Below are 21,867 nucleotides of genomic sequence, written 5' to 3'. Positions count from 1 at the left end.
GCCGGTGCAGCGTGTCGTGTCGCGCGGATATCTGCCGGACAGCTTGCCCTGGACGCGCACCATCACCGACGTGGCGGCACCGCCGGGCAGCTGTCCCTCGTCGTGCGCGAAGGCCAGGGGCCCGGGCGGGGGCCGTCACCTCGACCTCGGCGCCGCATCCCCCGTGAGAGCTACCAGGGCTGTCCATCGGCGGGTGATTCGCGGACGCCTCCGGATTCCTAGCGTGGTTGTCAGGTCGCCGCCGGTGCGACCACCGCCACAGGGGAGGCCATCATGAGCACGACATCCACTGCGAAGCACGAAGCGGACCCCGGTCCGGACAACGAGCCGGTTGGTCGGGGCGGCCGTTTCGGCAGGATCCTGCACTCCCCGCTCGGCTGGACGGTGACCGGGCTGGTCGGGGTCGGGCTGGTCGCGAGTGTGACCACGACGGGGCCCGGTCCGGTGCCCGTGCTGGGTGCGGCCGCTGCGGTGGCCGTGTACGCGCTGGTGATGCGCCGGCTCGCGGGGCGTGCCACGCCGGAGATCGCCCGGCCCGGCGCGCTGCGCGAGGCGCTGCTCGGCGGTGGGATCGGCCTGGGCTTCATCCTCGTGTCCCTGCTGCTGATCTCATTGTTCGGGGGCTATTCCTTCTCCTGGGCCGGGAAGAGCCTGCTTCCGGTCGTCGGCGCCGCGGTCATGGTGCAGATCGGTACCGCGGTCACCGAAGAGCTGATGTTCCGCGGTCTGTTCCTGCAGGGCCTGGAGCAGCGGTGGGGCAGCCGGATCGCCATCGCGGTGACCGCGGCGTTCTTCGGTGCAGCCCATCTGGGCGGGGCGGGGGCCGGCTTGTGGAGCGCGCTGGCGATCGCTCTGCAGGCGGGTGTGATGCTCGGCGCCGCGTACATGTGGCGGCGCAGCATCTGGTTCGTCTCGGGCCTGCACTTCGCCTGGAACACCGTTCAGCAGCTGGCCGGTGTTCCGCTCTCCGGGCACACCCCCGACGGCCTGTTCACGGTGGAGGCCCACGGCTCGTCGCTGCTGACCGGCGGTATCTTCGGTCTGGAGGCATCGGTCGTGCCCATCCTCCTCAGCCTGCTGATCACCGTCCCGATGTTCGTCCTCGCCCGCCGGGGCGGCAACCTGCTGCCCCGGCGGCGGGCCCGGCACTGACACAGACCGACCGGAGGATACGGAAGTGACGTCCCGTCAGGCGTCTTGGGGCCTCTCACGGCTCCGGGCGCCGCTCAATTGGTGGAGGGAAGAGGGCGCCTCCTTGCAGGACGGCGTCCTGGCCCTGGTGCTCGCGCTGCTCGCCTTCGTACCGACCCTGCCGAACATCGGCGCGCAGCTCGGCGATCTGCCCGAGCGGCCGGCGAGCGTGCTGAGCATCGCGCTGACCCTGGCCCAGACCCTGCCGCTGGCGGCCCGGCGCAGGTGGCCCGCCGCCTGTCTGGCCGTCGTCGCCGCTGCGTTCGCCGCGCACCAGGCGCTGGGCTTCGCGACGACGTTCGGCAGCGTGGGCCTGTATGTCGCGCTGTACTCGGCCGGGGCCCATCAGGTCCGCTTCCGCCGGAGCACGGCGGCCGCAGCGAGCGCGGGCTACGTCGCCCTGGCCTTCGTCCTGAACCGTCTCGGCTCGCCGCTGGGCGTCGCGGACTTTTCCGCGTTCTATCTGACTCTGGCTGCGATCTGGCTGGTGGGGAGCAGCGTGCGCGTGCGCAGGGCGCAAGAGGCGGAACGGCGGCGGCTGGCCGCCGAGGTGGCCACGGCGGCCGAGCGGGCCCGGATCGCCCGTGAGCTGCACGACGTGGTCACCCACCACGTGACGGCCATGGTGGTCCAGGCCGACGCGGCACAGTTCCTGATCGCTTCCGCGCCGGAGCGGGCCGGAGAGGGGCTGGTTGCCGTCAGCGACACCGGGCGGCGGGCGCTGAGGGAGCTGCGGTATCTGCTCGGCGTGCTGGAGGCGACCGGCGAGAGCGCGGCCGGAGAGGCGGCGCGTACGGAGCGGGCCCCGACCCTGGGGCGGGTGACGGACCTCGTCGAAGGGGCCCGCAGGTCCGGCCAGCCGGTCGAGTTCAGCGAGCAGGGCGAGCGGCGGCCGCAGCCGGTGGACGTGGAACTGGCCGCCTACCGCGTGGTGCAGGAGGCGCTCACCAACGCGATGAGGTACGCGGCCGGGCAGCCGACGGGGGTCTCGGTCCACCACGGCGGGGAACGCATCGAGATCACGGTGATCACCGACGGATCCGCCTGCTCCCCGCAGGCCGCACCAATGCCGCAGGGGCCGGGACCGCAGGGCGGGCGAGGTCTTGCGGGCGGGCGAGGTCTTGCCGGGCTGCGCGCCCGGGTACGGATGCTCGATGGTCAACTGGAGGCCGGACCCCGGCCCGAGGGCGGATTCGAGGTCCGCGCCACGATTCCCACCAAACCCGTGCAGGAGTAGCCCCGTGAGCCAGAGCGACGCGCCGCCGCCGATCCGCGTACTCGTCTGCGACGACCAGGCACTGGTGCGCACAGGCTACGTGACCATCTTCTCCGCGCAGCCCGACATGGAGGTCGTCGGCGAGGCCGAGAACGGGCACGAGGCGGTCCAGGCCGCGTGGCGGCTGCGTCCCGACGTGGTCGTGATGGACATCCGGATGCCCCTGCTCGACGGCATCCAGGCCACCTCGCAACTGGCCGGACCCGATGCCGAGGACCCGCCGAAGGTCCTGGTCGTCACCACCTTCAACGTCGACGCGTACGTGTACGACGCCCTCAGGGCCGGAGCGAGCGGCTTCCTCCTCAAGGACGCACCCCCGGCCGAGCTGGTCAACGGGATCCGGACGGTGGCCCGGGGCGAGGCCCTGCTCGCGCCCGCGGTCACCCGTCACCTCATCGGCCACTTCGCCGAGCACATCCGCCCCACCAACCCCGAACGCGAGAAGGTCGTCAAGGCACTGACACCGCGCGAGCTGGAGGTGTTCTGGCAGGTGGCCGAGGGCCTTTCGAACGCGGAGATCGCCGAAGCCCTCTTCATCGCCCCGGAGACCGTCAAGACCTACGTCTCACGGATCCTGACCAAACTCGGCCTGCGCGACCGGGTCCAGGCGGTCGTCCTGGCCCACCGCGCCGGACTGGTGTCCGGCACCGCCTGACCGGCCCCGACCTGCCTGGAGCCGGGCCTCTCCTGGCCGCCCGACAGCTCCAGGGCGGCGAAGCCGGCGTGGAAGCCTTCCTCTCCCTCCTCGCCGCCCACGCACACGAGAAGAACCTGGCCGTCGGCCAGAAGATCACCCCGGAACTGGCCCCGGCCCGCAAGGAGGTCGGCGCCGACTTCGCCGTGGTGGAGGAGTGCGGCCAGTACGACGAGTGCGCCGCCCGCACCGATGCGTTCGGGAACGACGTGATCGTGATCGAGTACACCGAGTCCGGCACGAGGAAGGCCTGCCAGGCAGGGCGACAAGATCAGCATCGTCCGCCGCGAGCAGCTTTCACCGCCACCGTTACCATCGGCCTCGTCTTCGCCTTCAGGCCCGTGCAGCCACCGGGCCCCCGCGGCCCGGTGTCCGCCCGCGGCCGGTGGCGGACTGACCGCCGAGCAGCGGCGCCGTGCCGACCAGCTGGTCAGCGTCTTCGAGAACAACACCACCGAGATCCAGTACGGCTACGCGAAGAACATCCGCGACGGCACGGGTGTCACAGCTGGCCGGGCGGGGTTCACCACCAGCGGCGGCGACGCGCTCAAGGTGATCGAGGCATACACCGTCCGATCCCCGGACAACCCGCTGTCCCGGTTCATCCCCTAGCTACGGCGCCGGGAGGACCCGATCCTCCTCAGAGGCCTGAATCGTCGGTCAGAGCAGCCGCGGTCAAGGTGAGGTGCCGGACCAGGAGCGCGGCTGCGGTGTCGGCGTCGCGGGCCAACGCCGCCTCCTCCAGCCTGCGATGTTCCTCGGCGGCGTCCCGGTCGGGGTTGCGGTGCGCCGACCAACGGCGGGCCAGCTCACTCGCGGTCCACAACCGGTCGAACGTCTCCAGCAGGGCGCTGTTGTCACACCCCTCCAGCAAGGTGCGGTGGAAGGCCCTGTGCGCCTCGGCCCAAGCGCTTGTGTAGTACTCGCTCTCCTGCGGCACGTACGCCGGAGTGCGCACCAGACGATGGTGGGCGGCCCGCACGCGGGCCTCCCAGTCGACGTCGCCGCGTTCGATGGACATGCGCAGTACGACCGGTTCGACGGTCCGGCGGGCTTCCGCGATCTCCTGCCAGCGGCGGTCGGAGAAGGACGGGACCGCGAAACCGCGGTTGGGCAGCCGGTCGGCGAGCCCCTCGCCCACCACCCGCACGAGCGCCTCGCGCACCACGGCCAAGCTCACGCCCTGCTCCTTGGCAAGGTCCTGCGGCTTGAGGGGGGCGCCGGGAGAGTGGTCCCCGCGCATGATCGCGTCTCGCAGGTGTGCGTAGACCTGCTCGGAAAGCATCTGCTTCCCCGGCGGGGTGGAGGAGGGCGCCGTCTGAGTCATGAGCCCACCCTAGACGATCCACCAGATAATCGATTATCTATGTTACTGTCGATTAATGAGCTGGTGGGGACGCCCTCGTCCAGAAAGGAACGACCGCCGCGCCTGCCAACGGCCCCTTCGCCCGTCTCCCCCACGCGGTCTCGTTCACTGTCACCAGCACCACCAACACCAACGTCGCCGACGGCGCCGCGTGGCCACCCGAGCAGTACCCCTCCGGGCCTGCCTGGCGGGAAGGACATATCCCCGCAGCCGCCCTGGAGCGGCGCCCCGGACGGCACCCAGGGCCACGCCGTCGCCGCCTACGACCCCGACGCCCCCACCGGGTCCGGGTTCTGGCACTGGGCGGGCGCCGATACCCCCGCCACCGTCACCGAGCTCCCCGAGAGCGCGGGCTACGCCACCGGCTCACAACTTCCCGAGGTTGCCTACCAGTTACCCAACAACGCCCGCGCGGCCCCCTACATCGGCGCCGCCCGACTCCCCGGAGACACCACCGCCATGCACCTCGACGACCTTCCCGACTCCGCCCTCCTCGGCGACGGCCCGATGGACCTGAACGCCGTCCGTGACGTCAGCCGCGTCGTCAGCGCCGCCCACCTGTTCATCTACCTTGCCCCCGAGAGCGCCGAGGAGGCCGCCGAGCTCGGCGTGCCCGACCGCGGGCCGGCGTATCTGGCTTTCCGGTCGGCCGCGATGGGCGCGGTTCCGTGGCAAGTCACGCTCGCGGCCTTCTACAACTTCAGCCCGCGGGCAGTGCGGGCCATGGCGGGTGTGTGGGACGCCGCGCCGCCTGAGCGCTGGCAGGCCGCCCGTTTCCTGGCCGCCGGTCGGGCGATGCGGCGCGTCAACGTACGCCTGACGGACGACCACCTTGCCGAGGCGCGCTTGCTGATCGACCCGGTCGTCGCCGGTGCCGACTACGCCGGCAAGGTACTGGCCGCCGCGAACGCCTCGGTCGCGCTTCCATCCGATCCCCTTGTCGCACTGTGGCAGCAGATCACGGTGGCGCGCGAGTGGCGCGGCGACGCCCATCTCGTCGTACTCGCCGACAACGGCCTCGGGCCGTGCGACTGCCTCGTTCTGCACACCGCAACCGGCCGCCTCCCGACAGCTCTCGCGCGAGCGACCCGTCAGTGGGACGACGAGGAGTGGAGCGCAGCGACGGCACGCCTCGTCGCGCGCGGCTGGCTCGACTCCCACGGCGTGGTAACCGACGCCGGCAGTGCGGCACGCGAGCGCATCGAAGTGGAAACGGACGAGCACTGCGCCGCGCTGTGGGCGCCGATCGGCACCGCGGGTGCCCGCCGCTTCGCCTCGCTCATCACGCCGATCGCCCACGCGTTCACCGCGGCGGGAACGTTCCAGGCCGTTCGCGGACGGTCCGATCTCGCATAAACGGTGGCGCACTCAAACGGTCGACGCATCACCGCCGTTCAGGAGGCCAGCGTAGACCTCGGCCAGGAACTCGACTCCCAGCTCGACGCGCTCGGCAAGCACGGCCTCCCCCGCGACAAGATCTTCAGCGAGAAGGTCAGCACCCGGGTGCGGGTCCGGCCTCGATTCGAGGAAGCACTGAGGACGGCGCGGGAGGTCAAGGCGCACGCCCCGCACTGCCGGGTCATCTTCACCGTGGTGGACTCCGGCCGCAGCTGAGAATGCAAGGTTGCTTCTTGATCAACGGGACGTCGACGCTGGCGATGAACCCGGCTTGCTGCTCTCCCTGCCGACGAAACCGGACCCGGTGACGTCCGTCGCGCCGCCGGCGAGTACCTCTTCGGACCGGGGCCCGTGGCGGCGCCTGCGGGCTGCATCCCACCGAAGGCCGTGGCGGGCCGCCCCTGCTCTCGTGGGGTTGTAGCCCTGCTATCGGTGTGTCCACCACGTCGCAGCCGCGGTGGTCGCGGCGGTGACCAGCGTGACCAGCCACGCTGGAATGCGTTGGAGCGTCAGATGCAGTCCGCCGAAGCGGAGTTCGAATTGGGGAGGCTGCTTGCGGGTCTCATTTCGCTTCACCTCTTGAAGAGTAGGCCGACCACTCCAGCGATGGCCCTACTTCGTGAACGCCCACCCTGCAGGGGGCTTGACAGCCCCGGCAATCGCCGCTCCGAGGGCTGCAGCAACATCAGCAAACCGCACCCATACCAGAGCATCTCGACGTCGAAGGTGGGCAGCGTACGGCCCAGCTCGGCGAGACTGGCGAAAGGTCATGCAGGGCTGACCAAAGGTGCAGAAGGCCGACCAGGCAGGCATCCCAAGGCTGCCTTCGTCTGCCTTGGGGAAGCTGACGCGGCCCCGATGCCAGAGCGCGGAATCAGGGGCCGCGGACTACACCGGCCCGGCGTGGGGGCCCAGCCGATGCACGCGTCGCACCACCAACGCAGACGACGACCCGAAGGACACGGCCCTGGTCTCCTCCCCCTGACCCAGGGTGCACCTGTAGCGGCGGCTGTGGACACTCGTCTTCGCTGCCCGGCCGTCGTCGGGGGGGCTCGGCCCGAGACGAAACGTACGATGGGGCATCGGGCCGAACGAAGAGCTGCGAGGACTCAAGTGGCTGGCGAAATGAGCAAAGAGCTGATCATCAGCCCCCGCAGCGACCGCGTGCGAGAGAAGCTGGCGGAAGCCTCTGCCTGGAGCGCGTACGCGGCGGAGCTTCGCAAGATGCTCGGAGCCGTGATTGAGAAGAGTGGCGCCGACCTCCTGGAGGTGGGCGGGCTGCTGGTGAGTGAGCCCCTTCCCGAAGAGCACCGCGGCCTGCGCAACGGTGCGGAGGTCCGGCCGCCGCAAGCGATAGGTCTCGCCGAGGGAATGGCAGCCGGGCGCGGGCCGTATTGTCAGCTCGCCGCACCCGGGAGACTTCAGATCGAGTCGGGATGGGACGGAGCGGTACACCTCTACACCACACCAGCGCTGGCAGCCGATCTGGCGGGACTCCATGGTGAGGGCGTGACGTTCCACTGGCGAGACGCGACTCCTGAACCCATAGAGGTCTCGGACCCCGTCGACGCCGTCGCGGACGCGGGTTTCTGGGCGAGGGTGGCGGGGGTGTCCGAACGCCTGACCCTGATCTGCGAGCGCTGGGCGTACGGCGCTCAGGGGTGCAGATGGTTCCGCGTGACGCCGGAGAACACAGCCGAAGTGGCCCGACTGCTGCGGCCACGCTCGCTGGTTTGCGTGGCCATCGAGCCGGAGCTGAACCCCAGATCGGAGCTGCTGCAAGACGACTTCACCGCTTTCGTGGCCCCGCTGCCGCACGGCGAACTGACCCACCGGAACTACCCCGGTGGAGCCGACACACTCTCCGAGGTCACGAATGGCGGTCTCTCCCTCATGCTGGCCGATGCAACGCTGGGCGACTGGTGCGCCGTCGTACCGGACACGGACGGCGTGGCCAGGGGGCAGTGGGAGACTCCAGGTGAGTAGTTGAGGTACACGAAATCCCGGTGAGAACGATCTTGCTGGGGTTCGCTTACCTCGTGCGAGCTTCAAGCTGACGGGGACGGCGCCGGCGCCGGCGCCGGCGCGCAGTTCGCGCAGGTCAGGGATGTGGTTGTAGAGGGTGCCCGGGGAGACGCCGAGGAGCTTGGCGATCGAGGTGATGGAACGGCCGGGTCGGGCAGCAGGTCCCGCCTCGGGACTCGTAGGCCCGCATGTTGATGTGTCGCGTATTCGCGGCAGACGTTGGCCCCCATGACCGAGATCGATCTCAAGGACTGCGATGGCTGGTCCTCCGTCGAAGGGCGACGCCGCCGTGCTGGCTTGCACCATCAATGGCCTGTCACCAGCAGCGCGAACCACGAACCGCGACCAGCTCACACAACCAGTCGTGGACGTGTCCGCCGCCGACCGATGCCGCGGCACTTGCACGCTCGGACAGCGGTCGGCCCAGCTGCGGCCAGTAGTCGATCCACGACGCCATCCCCAACACGAGGACTCCCGACGGCGCCGTCACGACTCCCAGGTCAATGTGAGTCTCAGCCATCCGGCGATGGAACCTTCCTTCTGCTCTCAGGATCAAGGTTCGGCCGGGGCAGCGCCTATGGTCACCCGGGGCATAGGAAACGGCCCACACCAGGGCGGCGATCGAGGGCATCCGCGCCGGCCGTCCCTACGCCGAACTCGGCTGGACCTGACCCGGAGGGAGCGGCCGCTTCCTCGGCCGCTTCCTCAGTGGGTCAGCCGGTGATCGAGAAGAAGATCGAGCCGTCCTCGGCCCACCACCAGGCGCCCTCGCCCTCGTTCCATTCCGAGGCCCAGCCGTCGAGAGCCTCGATGAGCTCCCCGAGGTCGTACCGGAGATCGGCGTCGACGCGGTCCAGCACCGCACGGTAGGCCTCCACCGCGGGGCCGGCCTTCGCGAGGGGCCAGCAGCCGATCTCCGGTGAGCCCTCGAGGGGATGGGGTATGTGGAACCCGATCTCCGAGGGCGGGCCGCTGAAGACGTACTGGTAGGGCAGCAGGTCGGCCGGGACGCCCGCCGAGCTGAGGGCGTCGTCCAGGGCGGAGAAGTAGGTGACGGGGCTCCGGTAGCTCGCCAGGGTCGCGCTGTCGCTCGCGTTGTGGTCGATGATGATCTGGAGGGCCGCGTAGTAGGCGCAACCGGCGTAATCGGCGGCGGAGTCGGCCCGGCCGGAGACCAGCTCCTCCAGGGCGTCCGGGACCGACAGCCCCCAGTCCACGCCCTGGTGGTCGAGGCTGTCCTGACGTGCCTTCGCCCTGACACGCATGTTGTCCAGGCGTCGCGATTCGTCGGCGCTCAGGTCCAGGGCGGGCACGAAGCGCACGATCTCGCCGCGGTTCGCCATGCTGTAGTTCACTACCTTGCTCATGAGTTCATGCTGCCAAAGGGCACTGACAGCCCGGTGTCCGGGACCGGTTCGCAGGTGCCGGAGCCGCTCAAGCCGTGCCTTTCGGATCGGGCCGGATCAGGGCCGTCGGACGGGTGCTAGAGGCGGAGCGTCCCGGGGAACGCGCCGTGGCCGACGCCCGGTGCGGTGAGGGCCAGCCAGCCATGGCCCCGCCGCTTGGTGTCCGGGCCGACCTCACCCGGGTCGACCGAGAGGTGCCCGCAGGCGGACCGTGCGCCCGTGGCGCCCGCGTTGGGCTCGTCGTACGCGGGGTTGAAGCCCGGTTCGTCGGCCGCGAGGGTCTCCCACGGCAGCGGGTCGCCCTCCCATGCGGGGTCGCCCTCGGCCGCGTACCGACGGATCATCCGGCCGTTCTCGGCGACCATCCACATGTCGGAGCCGCCGGCGTCGTCCAGGAAGAAGAACTGGGCTTGGCCGCAGTGGACGCTGACCCGCTCAGCCGTCTCGATCATGCCTTCCCAGAGATCGTCGCCAACGAGCAGTTCGAAGGCGCCGAAGACGAGGCGCCAGCCGTTCAACTCCGGGGTGACGAAGACCCGCCCCACGGTGCGGTCGGCGCCCTCCGGCCCCGGCACCTGAACCCATCGGCCCTCCGCGGCCTCGATGCCGGCCGCGACGGTGAGCGGCCGCCGGTCGTGCAGGCCGAGGGCCTCGAAGACCCCTTCGTACGACGCCCCGGGCACGGCCATCCACCAGCCGCTCAGGGCCGTCGACGGAAGCTCGGGGATCTCGTCCAGGATCTTGACCCGTATCAGCCGCTCGACCGCCGCCCGATCGCGGTCGTCGAGCGCGTCGACGCCGCCGCCCGCCACCAGCGCGGTCCTCGCGGCCCGGCGGATCCCCGGGGGCGCGGCCGGGTCGCGGCGCAGGGAGCGCAGCCGCGGTCGGAAGGAGTCGTGCAGCAGGCGGGCGTAGTCGGATGCCTTGTAAGGGATGCGGCCACCGCGGGCGAAGCAGCCCACCAGGGCCGTCAGTCCGGCCTCGGAGTCCACCCGCAGTCTGGCGAGCCCGGAGAAGCCGTTGTCCGACGTCTCGAAGTCCGGATCGGCCGCCAGGGCCGCGTACTGGTCGGCGGAGCGCTCGTCGAACGCCGTAAGGAGTCGCCCCGCCTCCCAGTCCGACACCTGCTTCGCGCGCCAGGCCGCCAGCAGGGCGTCGAAGGCGGACGGCCCGATGCGCCTCAACACCTCCATGACCGGCTTCAGATCACAGGTCCGCCGCGCATCGCCCGGATTCCGCAGCAGGGTCGGCAGCACGCTGTCGGCCTGCTCCGCCAGCCGTGCGGCAGCGACCTCCACGCGCGCGGCGTCGTCGCTTTTCAGGTCCTCGAGAAGGCATTCGATCTTCATGGGGCAGCACAGTAGCCCCGACCTCTGACCGCGCCCCGCGAGGGCATCCGGGGTCAGAGACCCGAAGTTCCCCCGAGGTGTGCCGACCTCCAGATTCTGCGAATGTCTGCTTGTCCGGTCGTCAGGCCGGGCGTGGGGCGGTGTGATTCTGACGAACGCGGAGGGCGTTCGGCTTGAGCCGCACCTGCCCGCTACCGGGGGGGCTGCGGGGCGGACGCTGGTGTGACACCTCCTTCGGGCCAAACCGCCGAACATGGCTTCCGGCGTCCTGCTACGCGGCAGTCCGCCGAGGAGCCACTGGCGACTCCTGGGCGGCGACGGCAGGGACCGGTCCGTGCCCGAGCGGGCGGCGCATGGTGCTCATCGCCGAAGTTCCGCAGGAGGTTTGACGACCCGTCCAACGAGGGCTCCTACATCAGGGCCTCGCCAGGAGGCGCGTAGGTGATGCCGACGTCTCCGGCGGAAGTCGCGGCGAGAGCCACGACCTTCCAGATCGCGGCGGGCAGGCCGGCCCTTGGGCCGTCGCAGGCGTCGTTGAGAACTTGACCTTCGCGCTGTCCACGGTGTGCCGTGGGGAGACGCGAACTCCACCAGGGCGTGGTACGCCTCGAAGTCCCTGCCGTTCTGGGTGAGGGTGAGAGCGCCTGGCAGAAGGTGTATGCCGACGTCGACCTGGGTGTCCTCCTCCAGGATGACGGGTTCGCCGCTGACGCTCGGGTCCATGGTGCTCTCCAAGGGGGTGGGAGTGGGAGTTCCACCCGTCCGTGCGCCCCGTACTGGAGCCCCTGGTGTCCGGCGCCCGTCTCACTTTGGGGATCTGGCCAAGCGCTCCGGCCTCACCGTGGAACAGGTCGCGGCTCTCGCCACCGAGCTGGTATCCAAGGACGCGTCCGCCGTCTCCCACCCAAGGTACGCCCCGCCATGTTCGACGCCCCCGCCCCCGCCTCCGTCGACCGGATGCCGGCCGCCCAGCAGCACGCCGCACGCCGCCGACCAGTTCGGCCTACGAGCCACCGACGGCAGGTTGTGGGGGTACCGGGGGCGAACCCTGTCGGGCGCGCCGCCGGGCCACACTGGCTCCGAGTGGTCTGCGCCGAGGCCGGCACCGAGGGCGACAAGCTGCGGGACGGCCCATCCACCTCCCGCGCCCTCCCCGCGTCGGTGCCGCGCCCCGACCTGTTCCGCATCCGGGACTGAACCACCGGGCGTACCCATACCGGGCCGAGCTGTACCGCTTCGCCCCCGACCGGATCGTCTCCCCGCGCCCGTCCTCGACGAGGACCCGAGCTTGCCCGAGACGTGGTGGAAGGAGATGGTCGCCGCCCTCGACGCCCTCGCCGACGTCCCACCGCCGACGGACCGCGAGGCCGCACGCGAGCAGTACCTGCGCCGCGTCATCCCCGAGTAAACCGGCCACCAGGTCGACGACGTCACCTGAACCACCGCCCACGGCGACCTCCCCTACGGCAACGTCACCCGCAGCCCGCACATCCTGGACTGGGCGGGATGGGGCCGAGCCCCGTACGGATACGACGCGGCCACCCTCCACGTGTATGCGCTGCTGGCCCCCGAGGCAGCCGCCCGCATCCGGACCGAGCCGGCCCCGTCCTGGACCGACCCGAGGCCCGCACCGGCCTGCTGACCGTGTCCGCCCAGGTCCTCCAGGCCCAAGACCGCGTCGACTTCTACGCCGAGCTCGCCAGCCCGGTCCGCGAGCACCTGGCCCACCTGTAGCCGCGCCAGGCCGTGTTCGCCTGAATCCCAGCCGGCGTACGGGATCGAACCACCAGCGCCCGCCGTCCCGGACTGCGGGGTGCCACGGACGCCGTGGCCGACAAGGCGAGCTGCGGTGGCTGGTTCCCGCGAACACGCACCAGCTCAAAGCGCGGCACGCCTGAGGGTCGGCGCGTGCTGCAATGATTCGAAGGGATTACCGCGCTTCCCGAATATACGACGCCGTACGGCGGTCCCGATGCTCGCCCTGCTCCTCAGGTCCCGCCCCTGATGAAGGGCTATTGGGTCAACCCTGACCCGCACGGACGGCACCGGGCAGCCGCCAGCCAGGCCGGCGGCGTCAATTGAAATGCATTTTGGCGCCACCGAGGTCTACCTAGCGACATTAATTCTCGAAACTACAGATCCGGAGGGAGGTTGTCTCGCATTTCATTTGTGTAGAATCGCAGCCTACCGCCCTCGGTCGACATGAGCTCCAGAATCTCATACGCATACCAGGCATTGTCAATGTCACGCCCCGAAGAGATCTCCTCATAGAGGAACCATTTCCCACCTTCCGCAACCCGAAGGCATTCATCCGCAACATCGTCTTGTTCACCATTCACCAGGGCGTGCAAAACAACGAACAATTGACGCCTGTGGCCTTGCGGTACCCCTTCAGCGAAGGCCGACATGATCAGGGATGCGGTCGCAATCGCCGGCTGCATCAGATTGGATTGAATGAAGGCATGATTGTCGGCCCACCTGTCTCCCTCATTCACTGGTGGCGGCCCCTCCAAGGAGAGCATGAAGTCGACGGGGATATGCTTTGCAGAATTTCCGCACCCACACTTCAATCCCACCCAGTTATGGAGCGCCGCCTCGGTGGACACCAAGTCGAATCTTTGCACCTACGGAACCAAACCTTTCCTTACCCAGCACCCTCCGCCGGCCGGCTGGATGCCCGATATGAAGCTACCTTGATCGCAGTCTACTTGATATTCTACGCAGACCGATTTAGGCAAGGCGACCAGAGATCCGTTCGCCTTTTTCACTGTCCAGGTATTAGTGAACATAATGCCGGAGACATCTCCCCTCAATGCCCAACAGGCGTTACCTTCAGCACAATAGCTGGCTCCGGGGTAACGTCCTCCCGAAGATGCGAATGAAATTTCTCCTGCCGGGAATTGTAGGCGCCTGCAAACGTTCGGGTGTTGGCCTTTTTCGAGTAGCTTCGCAGGGCAAACTCCTTGACCATCTCATCCGCTTCGGCCAGTCGTGACCGCCCATTCCAATTCGGCGAATGGCGCACCGCAGGAGGCCGGGTCAGCACCACGACGCTCGCCGATCGGCAGCGCGGACCGCCCAATGCCGGGCTTGACCCACGACCAGCCCCTGCCCGGACCTGCCACCTACACGCTCGACCCCGACGGCCGGGCCCTGCCGCTGGCACTGAAGCGGATCCGCCGGCCGCCCGAGCACCGCACGACCTGATCCCCACACCCGCAGATTGGAAGTCCCGGCAAGATCACGCCGGGCCATCCCACTCAGTCCACCGAGGTCCGGCGATGCCTGGTCAGCGAGGTGCACCGTGCCGTTTGATCCATGCCAGACCAGGCCATGCCAGCACGTCCGCTCACGCATCGCTCACGCATTCGGCAGCGCCGGCCAGGCGAACCTGCCCTGGAGGCTCCTGGGCCTGTGAGCTCACCGCTCCGGAAACAGTGACGGAGCGAGAGCATGTCAGGAAACTGCCCCCGGGCCGGGCCTGCCCACAACCCGCAGAACAGAATGAAACGGTCCGCCAGATGAACTGGCGGACCGTCATGAGGGGTCGAAGCTAATACTCCCGTTCACGGCATTCGCGAACAGTTGCTTCAATTCCGGAGGAATTGAGTAGTTCTGCGAGCAGAGAAACCTCCACGAAGGTTCCGGGGAACCCTGATGAAGCGAGTCGGCCCGCCGCCTCCTTGGCCTCCACGATTGTCACACCCAGGCCATCCCGGAAAGCCTTGAGGATCTTCCCTCCGGAGGCCCCGGGCGTTGCAATGTGGAGGCAGCGGCATCCGTGCTCGGCAATAAGGAGCTCCCGAACGAGTTCAGAAGCTGCTCCCCAGCCCCAGTCGTGCGCGGTTCCGCAGTCGTTGCATGACTGCTCGAGTTCCCATCGAAGCTTGCCGGCGCTAACCAGTTGCACTGCCCAGCCCTCGCAAGGATTCCCGCAAGTGGAGCATTGTGCAGAATAGCGTGCTGCCTGTTCGATCACAGCCACCCTCGCATCCTCATGTACCTGTCGATCTTTGCGTAGAATTCTTTAGACGTTCTTGACTCATCTCTCGGGTGATGTTCGAATTTCCCGCGAGCGAACTAGCGATGATGAAGTTCCTCGTGCACAAGAACCCGACGCAGGTCCAATCGAGTCGAGAAGTTCCCATATCTGATTTGCGTTCCCATGAAAGGCTTAGGCGGTCCGCTATTTACCGACGGGCTGTACCGGGGATGGTAAGCGAACCGCAGGTGCTGGAAATCCTATTTGATCATGCTGTCGATCGCCAGGTCCCGCGAAGTCCGTAAGGTGTCTTCCGTCGGCGGGCGACGTGGGCAAGCCCGCCGGATCCGGAGAACACTCATGCTCCGCAACCAGAACACCGATCAGGCGAACGATCCCCTGGAAGGATGTCTCTACGAGACGTGGTGGAAGGAGATGACCGCCGCCCTGGACGCGCTCGCCGACGTCCCGCGGACCGTGAAGCCGTATGCGAGGAGTACCTGCGCCGCGTCATCCCCCGGTTCACCAGTCACCAGGCCGACGCCGCCATCACCTGGACCACGGCCCACGGAGACCTCCACTACGGCAACGTCACCCGCGGCCCGCACATCCTGGACTGGGAAGGAGCGGGTCGTTGCCTACGTAGTTGTAGGCGGAGTGGTTGGGGCTGCCAGTGATGGCGATTCTTGGAGACGGCTGTGGCGGATATTTCGTGACGGCTTCGCCGCGAGTACGGTCAGGCTGGGCTCCACACAAGGAGGACGCATAGATTCCGATGGACACATGTACCGGCTTCGGCGCGATGTGACGCGGTCGGTAGGACCACCCACTCTTCTCGACGTGACCGGGGCGGACGTTCTCACCCAGGCCGGCGGCATAGCTTCTTTCTGGATCCGCAAGAACGTCGCCGACCGTGTCGAAGTACTTCGCGGGAACCGCCTGGTCCTCTCCATTTCACGGGCCGACGTCCAGGTACGCGATGATCCGCACAGCCATGACACCTACCAGGTCCGAACAGTCGACCGTCAGGACGCGCCGACGTCTCTCGGTTGTGCTGCCGACCTGGTAGACGCTCTGCTGGTCGCCGAGAAGGCGTTGGCCTCCACCAGTACACGGGGAGCGGTGGAGATCCGTAGAGGCCATTCCCTCGTCGCACTCTTGACCCGAGCGGACTTGGGCCACATTTCCATGCACCCTTCCTCACGGCCCCACGTCCACACGCAGGCACGGAACGCCGTAGCCGGTGCTGGACCGGCCAAGGCGGCCGAACGCCTCACCCGGATCCGGGACACCGCCTGACTTCCCCAGGTCAGGGATCACCGGTCCGCAGCCCTCCCACCGGACCGGCCCGTCCTCGGACAGCCGGGTCGGCTGCCTGGGCACCGATCCGGTCGTCCGGCGGTTCACCGCCGGCGACCCCGCCGTCGTCTGCCAGGCCGGGCGCCGTGCCCTGCGTCGTTGGCCTGTTCACGGAGCCGATGCCTGCCGGCCTGGCCCCGCTGGGGGGCTACTTGGTGACGATGGGGTCGATCCAGGCTCCACGGCCTTCCTGGGTGCTGAAGGTCTCGAGTGTGGTGAGCGTGATGCGGAATACTCCCTGGATGTCGAGCGTGATCTCCTTGACCGGATCTCCAGGGCGCATCGTGAACTCTTTGACGTTGGCGCCCTCGATCTGGACGCTGAAGGTGATGGTGTCGCCGGAGGGTGTGCTGTCGGAGACCCCTGCGCCGGCGGTGAACGTCTTGTACTTGCGGTCGAGCTGCCAGGTGCGCTGGGCCTCGAACGCGTACAGGGTCCTGGGGTAGACGCGGCTGTTGACGCTCAGTTCACCGGCTGTGAAGGAGCGCTTGGTGCCCTCCGGGTAGGTGTCCATCGGCATCAGGTCATCGATCAGTGACCTGGTGTTCTGCTCAGGCACGGGTGCGGCGGGCGGTGTCCCCGTGGGGGGCTCGGAGGGCCGCGCGGAGTCCTTCGACGCCTCGGGGTTCGCGGAAGCGGAGACCGTCCTGTCCGCCACGGCCCGATCCCCACCGTCCGGGCTGCTGCCACCGCTGCCGAAGTGGATACCTGCCGCCAGGCCCCCTCCCAGGACGAGTACGAGGACCAGAACCGCTCCGGCCATCCGGTACCGCCCGCGGCCGCTGCCGGGAGCCGGCCCGGTCTGCGGCGGCGTCGTGGGCGGGGACGGAACCACCGGGTGGTGCCGATCCCCACCACCCTCCTCGGCCGCCTCCAGCAGCATCAGATGGGACCGGGTCCGATCCAGGTCCGCGACCAGGTCCACACGCCGCCGATCCAGCGCCTCGCCCTCCCGGGCCAGCACTTCGCCCTGCTCACGCAGCTGCCCGACCGCCTCACCGCTCCCCACCCCGTCGGCGCCCGCGGCCTGAAGACGGGCGAGGCCAAATGTCCCGCTTGCCCACGTCCGAACGAAAACCGCCCCGTACAGCGTCCGGAGGTTCACCATGTCCCCGACCACCGTCCTCGTCCTCGCCCTGCTCGTCCTCGCCGGCACGGGCATCACCTACACCGTCTACCGCAAACCCGCGCTCGGCACCGCCATGGTCACCGCCACCACCGTCATCACCCTCCTCTACACCCTCCTCCAGAACTGACTGCGGCCGGGAGGCCTGAGCAGCGGCCGCGAGGCCGGGCGCGAGCTGGAGAGCCGCCCGGCCCGGACGGCCGGTGAGCCGACGGCGTCCCCCAGGACCTCGGGCTGCTCCTGCCCAGAGGGTTCCGACCGCGACCCGAATCATGGTCGTCACGGGGCGGTGGACGCGTGCTCCCAGCACGGGCCCCGGTCAACGTCATGGCGCACGGCCCCGCCCGATGACAACGCCAGGAGGGTGAATGCCCCGCAGCGCTCGGGCGCGGTAGTTCCGGCTGGTGACTGCGGCTGCGATAGGCAGATCGCATGACCGTACTCGGCACCCGTCGTTGCCCCGCCGTCCTGACACTGGTCGCAGCGACGCTGCTGTCCTCCCCCTTGGCGGCAGCCACGCCCGTCACAGCTCATCATGGCCCCACCAGCGCTCACCTGGACGTCGGAGATCCAGGCAGTGAGGCGCTGCGGCTCCTCGCTCAGCCGCCGTTCCCGCCCACCGACCTCAGCCTGCTGAATACGCAGGCCTACCCTCAGGGGCCGCCGATGCGGCCCGCGCCGCCCCGCGAGATCACCGCCGAGGAACTCGTCAAGCGTCTCAAGGCCGCCCTCAAGCCCCGTGGCCACCGTGCGGTCGAGGAGGCACTCGCGGTCTTCCGTAGTTCGCGGATCACGACCGTGGTCCCGGATCCGAACCTGCGAGCCGCCCTCGCGTCGTTGGCCGGCAGCCCCGCGCAGGCCGGCATCCAAGCCATCCGAAGCGGCGTCTTCCAGCGCGTCTACTTCGGCACACCCCCGAATCCGGCAGCGACCGCCCAAGTCCTCATCGGCCCGAACGGGCCGGAGATCGTGTATCACCAGCGCTTCCGTTACGAGGACTTCCGACTGCTCGGAGTCGTCTTCTCCCATGAGGCGCTGCACCAGGACCCGCAGGCCAATGACAACGAAGAGCTGATCAGCACAGCTCTGCACACCGCCTACTACGGGCAGTTACTCCTCAAGCAGCCGCGGCTGGCGACCTCCCGCACGGAGTTGTCCCGAAGGCTCAACACCGGGCTGATGGCGCTGTTGAACACCCGCGACGCCCGCGGTCGACAGCGGTTGACACAGTCCACCGCAAACGTGCTGCCCGGCGCCGCCAGCCCGCTGCCCAGCTTCGCCGCCGCCTTCCTCGGCCTCACCCCAGACGGCAGCACCGGGGCCGATCCGACCACCGTGCCGGGCAATACGAACCTGGACTTCTACCTCAGTGCCATCACCCGCACTCGCCAGACCGGCGTCGCCTTCGACGCCACCGCTGTCGAACTTCTCGACCGCCGTCAGGCCTGGGCCAACCCCAGCGAACGCATCCACCTGGCCCGGCTCCTCAAACTGCGCATCCACCACGCCGGCAAGCCCCACGCCCCCACACAGACGCCGCCACAGCCGAGCCAACTACGCGAATGGGGCTTCGGGACCGCTGCACACCCCGTACGCACCAATCGGTCCCGGTAACCGGACCCGCTCCCACCGGCCGTGCGGTTCCTACCCCGGCCCCCACCCTCGTGAGCGCGGCTGCCCCGGGTACGGCCACAGGCTCGCCGAGATCCGTCAGGGTCATGGCGCTCCTGATCGCCTTCCTGTGCGGAACTGTCGGCGCACTCAGCGTCTGCCTGTTACAAGTAATTTGGATCCGAGGCGACGGATCTCGTGTCCGCCCCGGTGATGCGCGTTGGCGCTTCCCGTGCAGCACGCCAGAGTTCCCCCATGACGGAGAACCTGATCGCCGCGGTCAGCGCGCTCGTCGCCCTGGTCGGACTGGTCCTGACCTACCGCGGCTACCGCGACAAGCAGCAGCGGGACCGGCGGGCCCACGCCTCAATGATCGACGTCCAAGCGATGGTGCAGAGATCGCTGCTGCACGACGGCTATGAGGTTCCCCGCGTAGGTGTCACCAACCAGAGCAACCAGCCCATCCAAGAGCTGCTTGTGCGATACCGCGACGACATCGTGGCTGACACACTCGCGCTCACAGGCAAACAGATCTGGCACCTCCCACCTTCAGAGAGCACCAGGTCGCCCGACCGCATCCTCAGCCACGTCACCATCGAGTTCACCGACGCCGAAGGCACTCGATGGCGGCGTGAGGGCAACGGCCGGTTGCGACGCGGCAGGCAGACCAAGGCCGGCACGTGGAAATGGGGAACCCCAGAACCGCCCCTCATCACGGCTGCCGCACCTCCTCCTGAACCGCAACCGCTCCCGCCCCGGCGCCCGGCAACGCCATCAGAGGAGCTCCCTCAGCAGCAGCCATATGCCGTCTACCCGGCAGTATGGACATCACCGAAGACTCGACTGCGTCGTGTGCCCCCCGCCGTGGCGGGAGCGGTATCCGTAGTCCTGCTCGTCGCCGCCGTACTGATCCTGACCAGGTGATCGCGCCGCACCCTCCCTGCGGCGAGCTGGTCTCCGTGCTGGACGCCTGGTCAGCGATCGAGAAGGTCATGCCCAGGGAGGCGCTCGCCGAGGCGCTGGCGGTCATCGCCGAGGCCGTGCCGGACGACGAGGACACGAAGTGGCGCGCGGCCCTGGCCGCCCAGTACGGCACGGTGCGCGGCTTCATCCGGCTACTGGTCGACGACGTCGACTTCGGCGCGGTCGAGGCCGGCGCCCCCGTCGTGAAGGCGCTGGGGGAGCGGGCGCACCGGACTTGAGGGGAGGGGACTGTCAGTGCCCGACGCCGACCATGCCAGGCGCCAGCATGCTTGCCTGGGTCATGCCCCCAGAGCCTCCGTCACGGGCAGGCACTCGGCGAGCAGGTCGACGACGTCGCGCCAGGCTCGCTGTGCGTGCTGTGGGTGGTAGCCGACGCCGGGGACCGTGGGGTGGTCGACCGGCGGGTGGTGGAAGGCGTGCAAGGCGCCGCCGTAGACCGTGAGGCGCCAGTCGACGCCCGCGGCCTGCATCTCGGTGGTGAACGCGTTCCGTTGCGCGGGCGGCATGATCGGGTCTTCCGACCCAACCCCGGCCCACACCGGGCAGCGAATGCGCGCCGCCTCGCCCGGCCGGCCCGTGGTCAGTGCGTTGACTGTCCCGATCGCGCGCAGGTTGACGCCGCCGCGCCCGAGTTCCAGCCCGACGGCGCCTCCGGTGCCGTAGCCGACGGCGGCGATCCGGTCGGGGTCGGTCCGTGGTTCGGTGCGCAACACGTCGAGCGCCGCATGGCCGATGCCCCGCATCCGGTCGGGATCGGCGAGCAGCGGCAGGCAACGGGCCAGCATCTCCTCGGGGTCGCCCAAATAGCGCCCGCCGTGAAGGTCGAAGGCCAGCGCTATGTATCCCAGTTCGGCGAGAGCATCGGCCCGGCGGCGCTCGACGTCGCTGAGCCCCATGCCCTCCGGTCCGAGCAGCACCGCGGGCCGGCGGTCGACACCGGCCGGGAGCGCGAGGTGCCCGATCATCGTCAAACCGTCGGCCGGGTACTCGACCGTACGCGTCGTAATCGTCGTCATGAGACTGGACTGTAGTGATCGTCGAGCCCGGTCCGGCCGCTGTTCTGCCGCTGGCAGAACAGCGCGGGTATCCGGATGCGGGCTTCGGCGCCGACGCGCCGGTCGAGGGTGAGGCGGTACTTCTGGCGGGCGGTGACGACGATCCCTGCCAGGTGCCGGTCGATGCTCGTCGGGGCCTTGAACGTGCCGGTCTTCCATCCGGCTGCCCCCAGGCCCATTCCACGAACAGGACCAGGGTGCCGGTGGTGACGGCGGCCAGCGGCAGGGAGGGCTCTGCGCAGTACCGCAGCCACGTCGTCCGGGAGGGGCTCCGGAACGAGAAGCCGTCCGGGGTGCTCGGGCCCGCCCTGGCATGCGCCGGCCGGGTCGGAACGCGCTCGTCTTCCGGGCTGCCTCGGGTGGCGCATGAACATCGCGCCCCAGCCTCGCATCGCATCGCGTCACATCGCGTCACACAAACTCATCGCGAGGTCGCGGTGCCCCTCGGGAGCGACCCATCCTGGCGAACGTACGCAGCTGCGCGACAAGCCACTCGAAGGTGGCCTCCTCCTCGCCGCGCCGCTTCTCCAGCTCCTCGATGCCACGGTCGGTGTAGTACACCGCGAGCCAACTGGTGAGGTGAGGAGCTTGGAGGTGCACGAAGGAGCGGGGCCGGCCTGGAATCTCCCGATTCAACAGCCCTCACGCCATCGAGCTGGGGCACTGGCTTCTTCATCACCCCCAACTGGGTACTGACCTGAGCCCAACGCCTCCAACGTGTGACCACCGTCCCGATGCCGGGGACGGGAGCAATTTCCTTGACCTACTGGAGGACCACCGTGCCCATCTCGATCGACCCGCTGTTCGTGCTGCCCCTGCTGGTCGGCATCTTCTGCATCGCCCTGGTGGCCATCGTCTGCATCGTCGCCTTGCTCCGCGCCGACCGCGCCGACACCGTCGCCGTCGTCAAGGCCCTGCCCGAGCTCGCCGCGACGCTCCTGCGGTTTCGTCGGCGGCCCCGGCCATGACGTCCAACAGCGCCCCCGCCACGACGTCAAGCGATCTGACCGTCCGGTCACGGTGTTCTCGGGGCGGGTGAGCAGGT

General features: G+C 69.0%; 22 protein-coding genes and 3 pseudogenes. 15 read left to right on the top strand and 10 right to left on the bottom strand.

All coding sequences use genetic code 11. The features are described 5' to 3' along the window. Positions 1-273 precede the first annotated feature (273 nt). The 5 genes and pseudogenes from ACIPYQ_RS09225 (at position 274) to ACIPYQ_RS09205 (ending at position 3,773) form a co-directional block, all read left to right on the top strand. Positions 274-1,152: a lysostaphin resistance A-like protein gene (locus tag ACIPYQ_RS09225; protein ID WP_401247886.1), complete on the top strand. Its 879-nt coding sequence runs from the start codon at positions 274-276 to the stop codon at positions 1,150-1,152. Between the two features lie 25 nt (positions 1,153-1,177). Beyond that, positions 1,178-2,428 carry a sensor histidine kinase gene (locus ACIPYQ_RS09220; protein WP_401247884.1) on the top strand — a complete coding sequence of 417 codons (1,251 nt, stop codon included), beginning with the start codon at positions 1,178-1,180 and terminating at the stop codon, positions 2,426-2,428. Positions 2,429-2,432: 4 nt separating this feature from the next. Beyond that, positions 2,433-3,122 (top strand): response regulator, encoded by a 690-nt coding sequence (locus ACIPYQ_RS09215; RefSeq protein ID WP_401247882.1) that lies wholly within the window; start codon positions 2,433-2,435, stop codon positions 3,120-3,122. Positions 3,123-3,190: 68 nt separating this feature from the next. Further along, a pseudogene (locus ACIPYQ_RS09210) lies at positions 3,191-3,376 on the top strand (endo alpha-1,4 polygalactosaminidase); the annotation flags it as partial. Between the two features lie 55 nt (positions 3,377-3,431). After that, on the top strand, positions 3,432-3,773 hold the full coding sequence (locus ACIPYQ_RS09205) for a chitosanase (protein ID WP_401249301.1): 342 nt from the start codon (positions 3,432-3,434) through the stop codon (positions 3,771-3,773). 28 nt (positions 3,774-3,801) lie between these two features. On the opposite strand, the gene ACIPYQ_RS09200 is transcribed toward ACIPYQ_RS09205, so the two are convergent. After that, positions 3,802-4,488: a GntR family transcriptional regulator gene (locus ACIPYQ_RS09200; RefSeq protein ID WP_401247879.1), complete on the bottom strand. Its 687-nt coding sequence runs from the start codon at positions 4,486-4,488 to the stop codon at positions 3,802-3,804. Between the two features lie 104 nt (positions 4,489-4,592). Here ACIPYQ_RS09200 and ACIPYQ_RS09195 point away from each other — a divergent pair. The 4 genes and pseudogenes from ACIPYQ_RS09195 to ACIPYQ_RS09180 all read left to right on the top strand — a co-directional run. Further along, positions 4,593-4,962: pseudogene (locus ACIPYQ_RS09195) on the top strand (YbhB/YbcL family Raf kinase inhibitor-like protein); the annotation flags it as partial. 24 nt (positions 4,963-4,986) lie between these two features. Next, entirely contained in the window at positions 4,987-5,883 is an 897-nt protein-coding gene (locus tag ACIPYQ_RS09190) for a hypothetical protein (protein ID WP_401247876.1), read from the top strand. Positions 5,884-5,886: 3 nt separating this feature from the next. Next, entirely contained in the window at positions 5,887-6,141 is a 255-nt protein-coding gene (locus ACIPYQ_RS09185; RefSeq protein ID WP_401247873.1) for a hypothetical protein, read from the top strand. A gap of 909 nt (positions 6,142-7,050) precedes the next feature. Next, a complete protein-coding gene (locus tag ACIPYQ_RS09180) occupies positions 7,051-7,911 on the top strand; it encodes a hypothetical protein (RefSeq protein WP_401247870.1) in 861 nt (286 codons plus the stop codon). A 355-nt stretch (positions 7,912-8,266) separates the two neighbouring features. Here ACIPYQ_RS09180 and ACIPYQ_RS09175 read toward each other — a convergent pair whose 3' ends face one another. From ACIPYQ_RS09175 to ACIPYQ_RS09155, 5 genes and pseudogenes are all read right to left on the bottom strand, one after another. Beyond that, the gene (locus tag ACIPYQ_RS09175) at positions 8,267-8,470 is read right to left on the bottom strand and encodes a hypothetical protein (protein ID WP_401247867.1); all 204 of its coding nucleotides are present in this window, start codon (positions 8,468-8,470) and stop codon (positions 8,267-8,269) included. A 193-nt stretch (positions 8,471-8,663) separates the two neighbouring features. Further along, positions 8,664-9,317, bottom strand: a complete 654-nt coding sequence (locus ACIPYQ_RS09170; RefSeq protein WP_401247864.1) for a hypothetical protein — start codon at positions 9,315-9,317, stop codon at positions 8,664-8,666. A 116-nt stretch (positions 9,318-9,433) separates the two neighbouring features. Continuing rightward, positions 9,434-10,705, bottom strand: coding sequence for a hypothetical protein (locus ACIPYQ_RS09165; RefSeq protein ID WP_401247861.1), 1,272 nt, complete (start codon positions 10,703-10,705; stop codon positions 9,434-9,436). Positions 10,706-12,837: 2,132 nt separating this feature from the next. Beyond that, positions 12,838-13,311 carry a hypothetical protein gene (locus ACIPYQ_RS09160; RefSeq protein ID WP_401247858.1) on the bottom strand — a complete coding sequence of 158 codons (474 nt, stop codon included), beginning with the start codon at positions 13,309-13,311 and terminating at the stop codon, positions 12,838-12,840. A 1,369-nt stretch (positions 13,312-14,680) separates the two neighbouring features. Further along, a pseudogene (locus ACIPYQ_RS09155) lies at positions 14,681-14,935 on the bottom strand (hypothetical protein). 112 nt (positions 14,936-15,047) lie between these two features. Here ACIPYQ_RS09155 and ACIPYQ_RS09150 point away from each other — a divergent pair. After that, positions 15,048-15,986, top strand: coding sequence for a hypothetical protein (locus ACIPYQ_RS09150; RefSeq protein ID WP_401247855.1), 939 nt, complete (start codon positions 15,048-15,050; stop codon positions 15,984-15,986). A 208-nt stretch (positions 15,987-16,194) separates the two neighbouring features. Here ACIPYQ_RS09150 and ACIPYQ_RS09145 read toward each other — a convergent pair whose 3' ends face one another. Further along, positions 16,195-17,055, bottom strand: a complete 861-nt coding sequence (locus ACIPYQ_RS09145) for an NPCBM/NEW2 domain-containing protein (protein ID WP_401247852.1) — start codon at positions 17,053-17,055, stop codon at positions 16,195-16,197. Between the two features lie 97 nt (positions 17,056-17,152). Here ACIPYQ_RS09145 and ACIPYQ_RS09140 point away from each other — a divergent pair, with 97 nt between their 5' ends. The 4 genes from ACIPYQ_RS09140 to ACIPYQ_RS09125 all read left to right on the top strand — a co-directional run bounded on the left by ACIPYQ_RS09140 (position 17,153) and on the right by ACIPYQ_RS09125 (position 19,985). Then, positions 17,153-17,302, top strand: a complete 150-nt coding sequence (locus tag ACIPYQ_RS09140) for a hypothetical protein (RefSeq protein ID WP_401247849.1) — start codon at positions 17,153-17,155, stop codon at positions 17,300-17,302. Between the two features lie 302 nt (positions 17,303-17,604). Then, a complete protein-coding gene (locus ACIPYQ_RS09135; protein ID WP_401247847.1) occupies positions 17,605-18,786 on the top strand; it encodes a hypothetical protein in 1,182 nt (393 codons plus the stop codon). A 252-nt stretch (positions 18,787-19,038) separates the two neighbouring features. After that, complete coding sequence (locus ACIPYQ_RS09130) at positions 19,039-19,707, top strand: hypothetical protein (RefSeq protein ID WP_401247844.1); 669 nt, start codon at positions 19,039-19,041, stop codon at positions 19,705-19,707. After that, a complete protein-coding gene (locus tag ACIPYQ_RS09125) occupies positions 19,704-19,985 on the top strand; it encodes a hypothetical protein (protein ID WP_401247841.1) in 282 nt (93 codons plus the stop codon). The genes ACIPYQ_RS09130 and ACIPYQ_RS09125 overlap by 4 nt, the downstream gene beginning before the upstream one ends. A 60-nt stretch (positions 19,986-20,045) precedes the next feature. Here the strand turns inward: ACIPYQ_RS09125 and ACIPYQ_RS09120 are convergent, their stop codons facing one another. The 3 genes from ACIPYQ_RS09120 to ACIPYQ_RS09110 form a co-directional block, all read right to left on the bottom strand. Continuing rightward, positions 20,046-20,783, bottom strand: coding sequence for a dienelactone hydrolase family protein (locus ACIPYQ_RS09120; protein ID WP_401247839.1), 738 nt, complete (start codon positions 20,781-20,783; stop codon positions 20,046-20,048). Further along, positions 20,780-21,001, bottom strand: a complete 222-nt coding sequence (locus tag ACIPYQ_RS09115; RefSeq protein ID WP_401247836.1) for a hypothetical protein — start codon at positions 20,999-21,001, stop codon at positions 20,780-20,782. The genes ACIPYQ_RS09120 and ACIPYQ_RS09115 overlap by 4 nt, the downstream gene beginning before the upstream one ends. Positions 21,002-21,233: 232 nt before the next feature. Continuing rightward, the gene (locus tag ACIPYQ_RS09110; protein ID WP_401247833.1) at positions 21,234-21,383 is read right to left on the bottom strand and encodes a DUF6104 family protein; all 150 of its coding nucleotides are present in this window, start codon (positions 21,381-21,383) and stop codon (positions 21,234-21,236) included. 197 nt (positions 21,384-21,580) lie between these two features. Between ACIPYQ_RS09110 and ACIPYQ_RS09105 the strand changes: the two genes are divergently transcribed. Beyond that, complete coding sequence (locus ACIPYQ_RS09105; protein ID WP_401247830.1) at positions 21,581-21,790, top strand: hypothetical protein; 210 nt, start codon at positions 21,581-21,583, stop codon at positions 21,788-21,790. Positions 21,791-21,867: the final 77 nt, after the last annotated feature.

This window comes from Streptomyces sp. NPDC090045 (genome assembly GCF_044747975.1).
In the GTDB taxonomy this organism is placed as follows: domain Bacteria; phylum Actinomycetota; class Actinomycetes; order Streptomycetales; family Streptomycetaceae; genus Streptomyces.
The sequence above is the reverse complement of the archived record's forward strand: the minus strand, read 5'-3'. Positions and strand labels throughout refer to the sequence as shown.

Bases quoted from the DNA above. Each gene is read 5' to 3' on its own strand.
- ACIPYQ_RS09130 (WP_401247844.1), top strand. From the start codon at position 19,039: ATGACGGAGAACCTGATCGCCGCGGTCAGCGCGCTCGTCGCCCTGGTC.
- ACIPYQ_RS09165 (WP_401247861.1), bottom strand. From the start codon at position 10,705: ATGAAGATCGAATGCCTTCTCGAGGACCTGAAAAGCGACGACGCCGCG.
- ACIPYQ_RS09115 (WP_401247836.1), bottom strand. From the start codon at position 21,001: ATGGGCCTGGGGGCAGCCGGATGGAAGACCGGCACGTTCAAGGCCCCG.
- ACIPYQ_RS09170 (WP_401247864.1), bottom strand. From the start codon at position 9,317: ATGAGCAAGGTAGTGAACTACAGCATGGCGAACCGCGGCGAGATCGTG.
- ACIPYQ_RS09140 (WP_401247849.1), top strand. From the start codon at position 17,153: ATGTCCCCGACCACCGTCCTCGTCCTCGCCCTGCTCGTCCTCGCCGGC.
- ACIPYQ_RS09120 (WP_401247839.1), bottom strand. From the start codon at position 20,783: ATGACGACGATTACGACGCGTACGGTCGAGTACCCGGCCGACGGTTTG.
- ACIPYQ_RS09200 (WP_401247879.1), bottom strand. From the start codon at position 4,488: ATGACTCAGACGGCGCCCTCCTCCACCCCGCCGGGGAAGCAGATGCTT.
- ACIPYQ_RS09135 (WP_401247847.1), top strand. From the start codon at position 17,605: ATGACCGTACTCGGCACCCGTCGTTGCCCCGCCGTCCTGACACTGGTC.
- ACIPYQ_RS09150 (WP_401247855.1), top strand. From the start codon at position 15,048: ATGCTCCGCAACCAGAACACCGATCAGGCGAACGATCCCCTGGAAGGA.
- ACIPYQ_RS09190 (WP_401247876.1), top strand. From the start codon at position 4,987: ATGCACCTCGACGACCTTCCCGACTCCGCCCTCCTCGGCGACGGCCCG.
- ACIPYQ_RS09175 (WP_401247867.1), bottom strand. From the start codon at position 8,470: ATGGCTGAGACTCACATTGACCTGGGAGTCGTGACGGCGCCGTCGGGA.
- ACIPYQ_RS09180 (WP_401247870.1), top strand. From the start codon at position 7,051: ATGAGCAAAGAGCTGATCATCAGCCCCCGCAGCGACCGCGTGCGAGAG.
- ACIPYQ_RS09225 (WP_401247886.1), top strand. From the start codon at position 274: ATGAGCACGACATCCACTGCGAAGCACGAAGCGGACCCCGGTCCGGAC.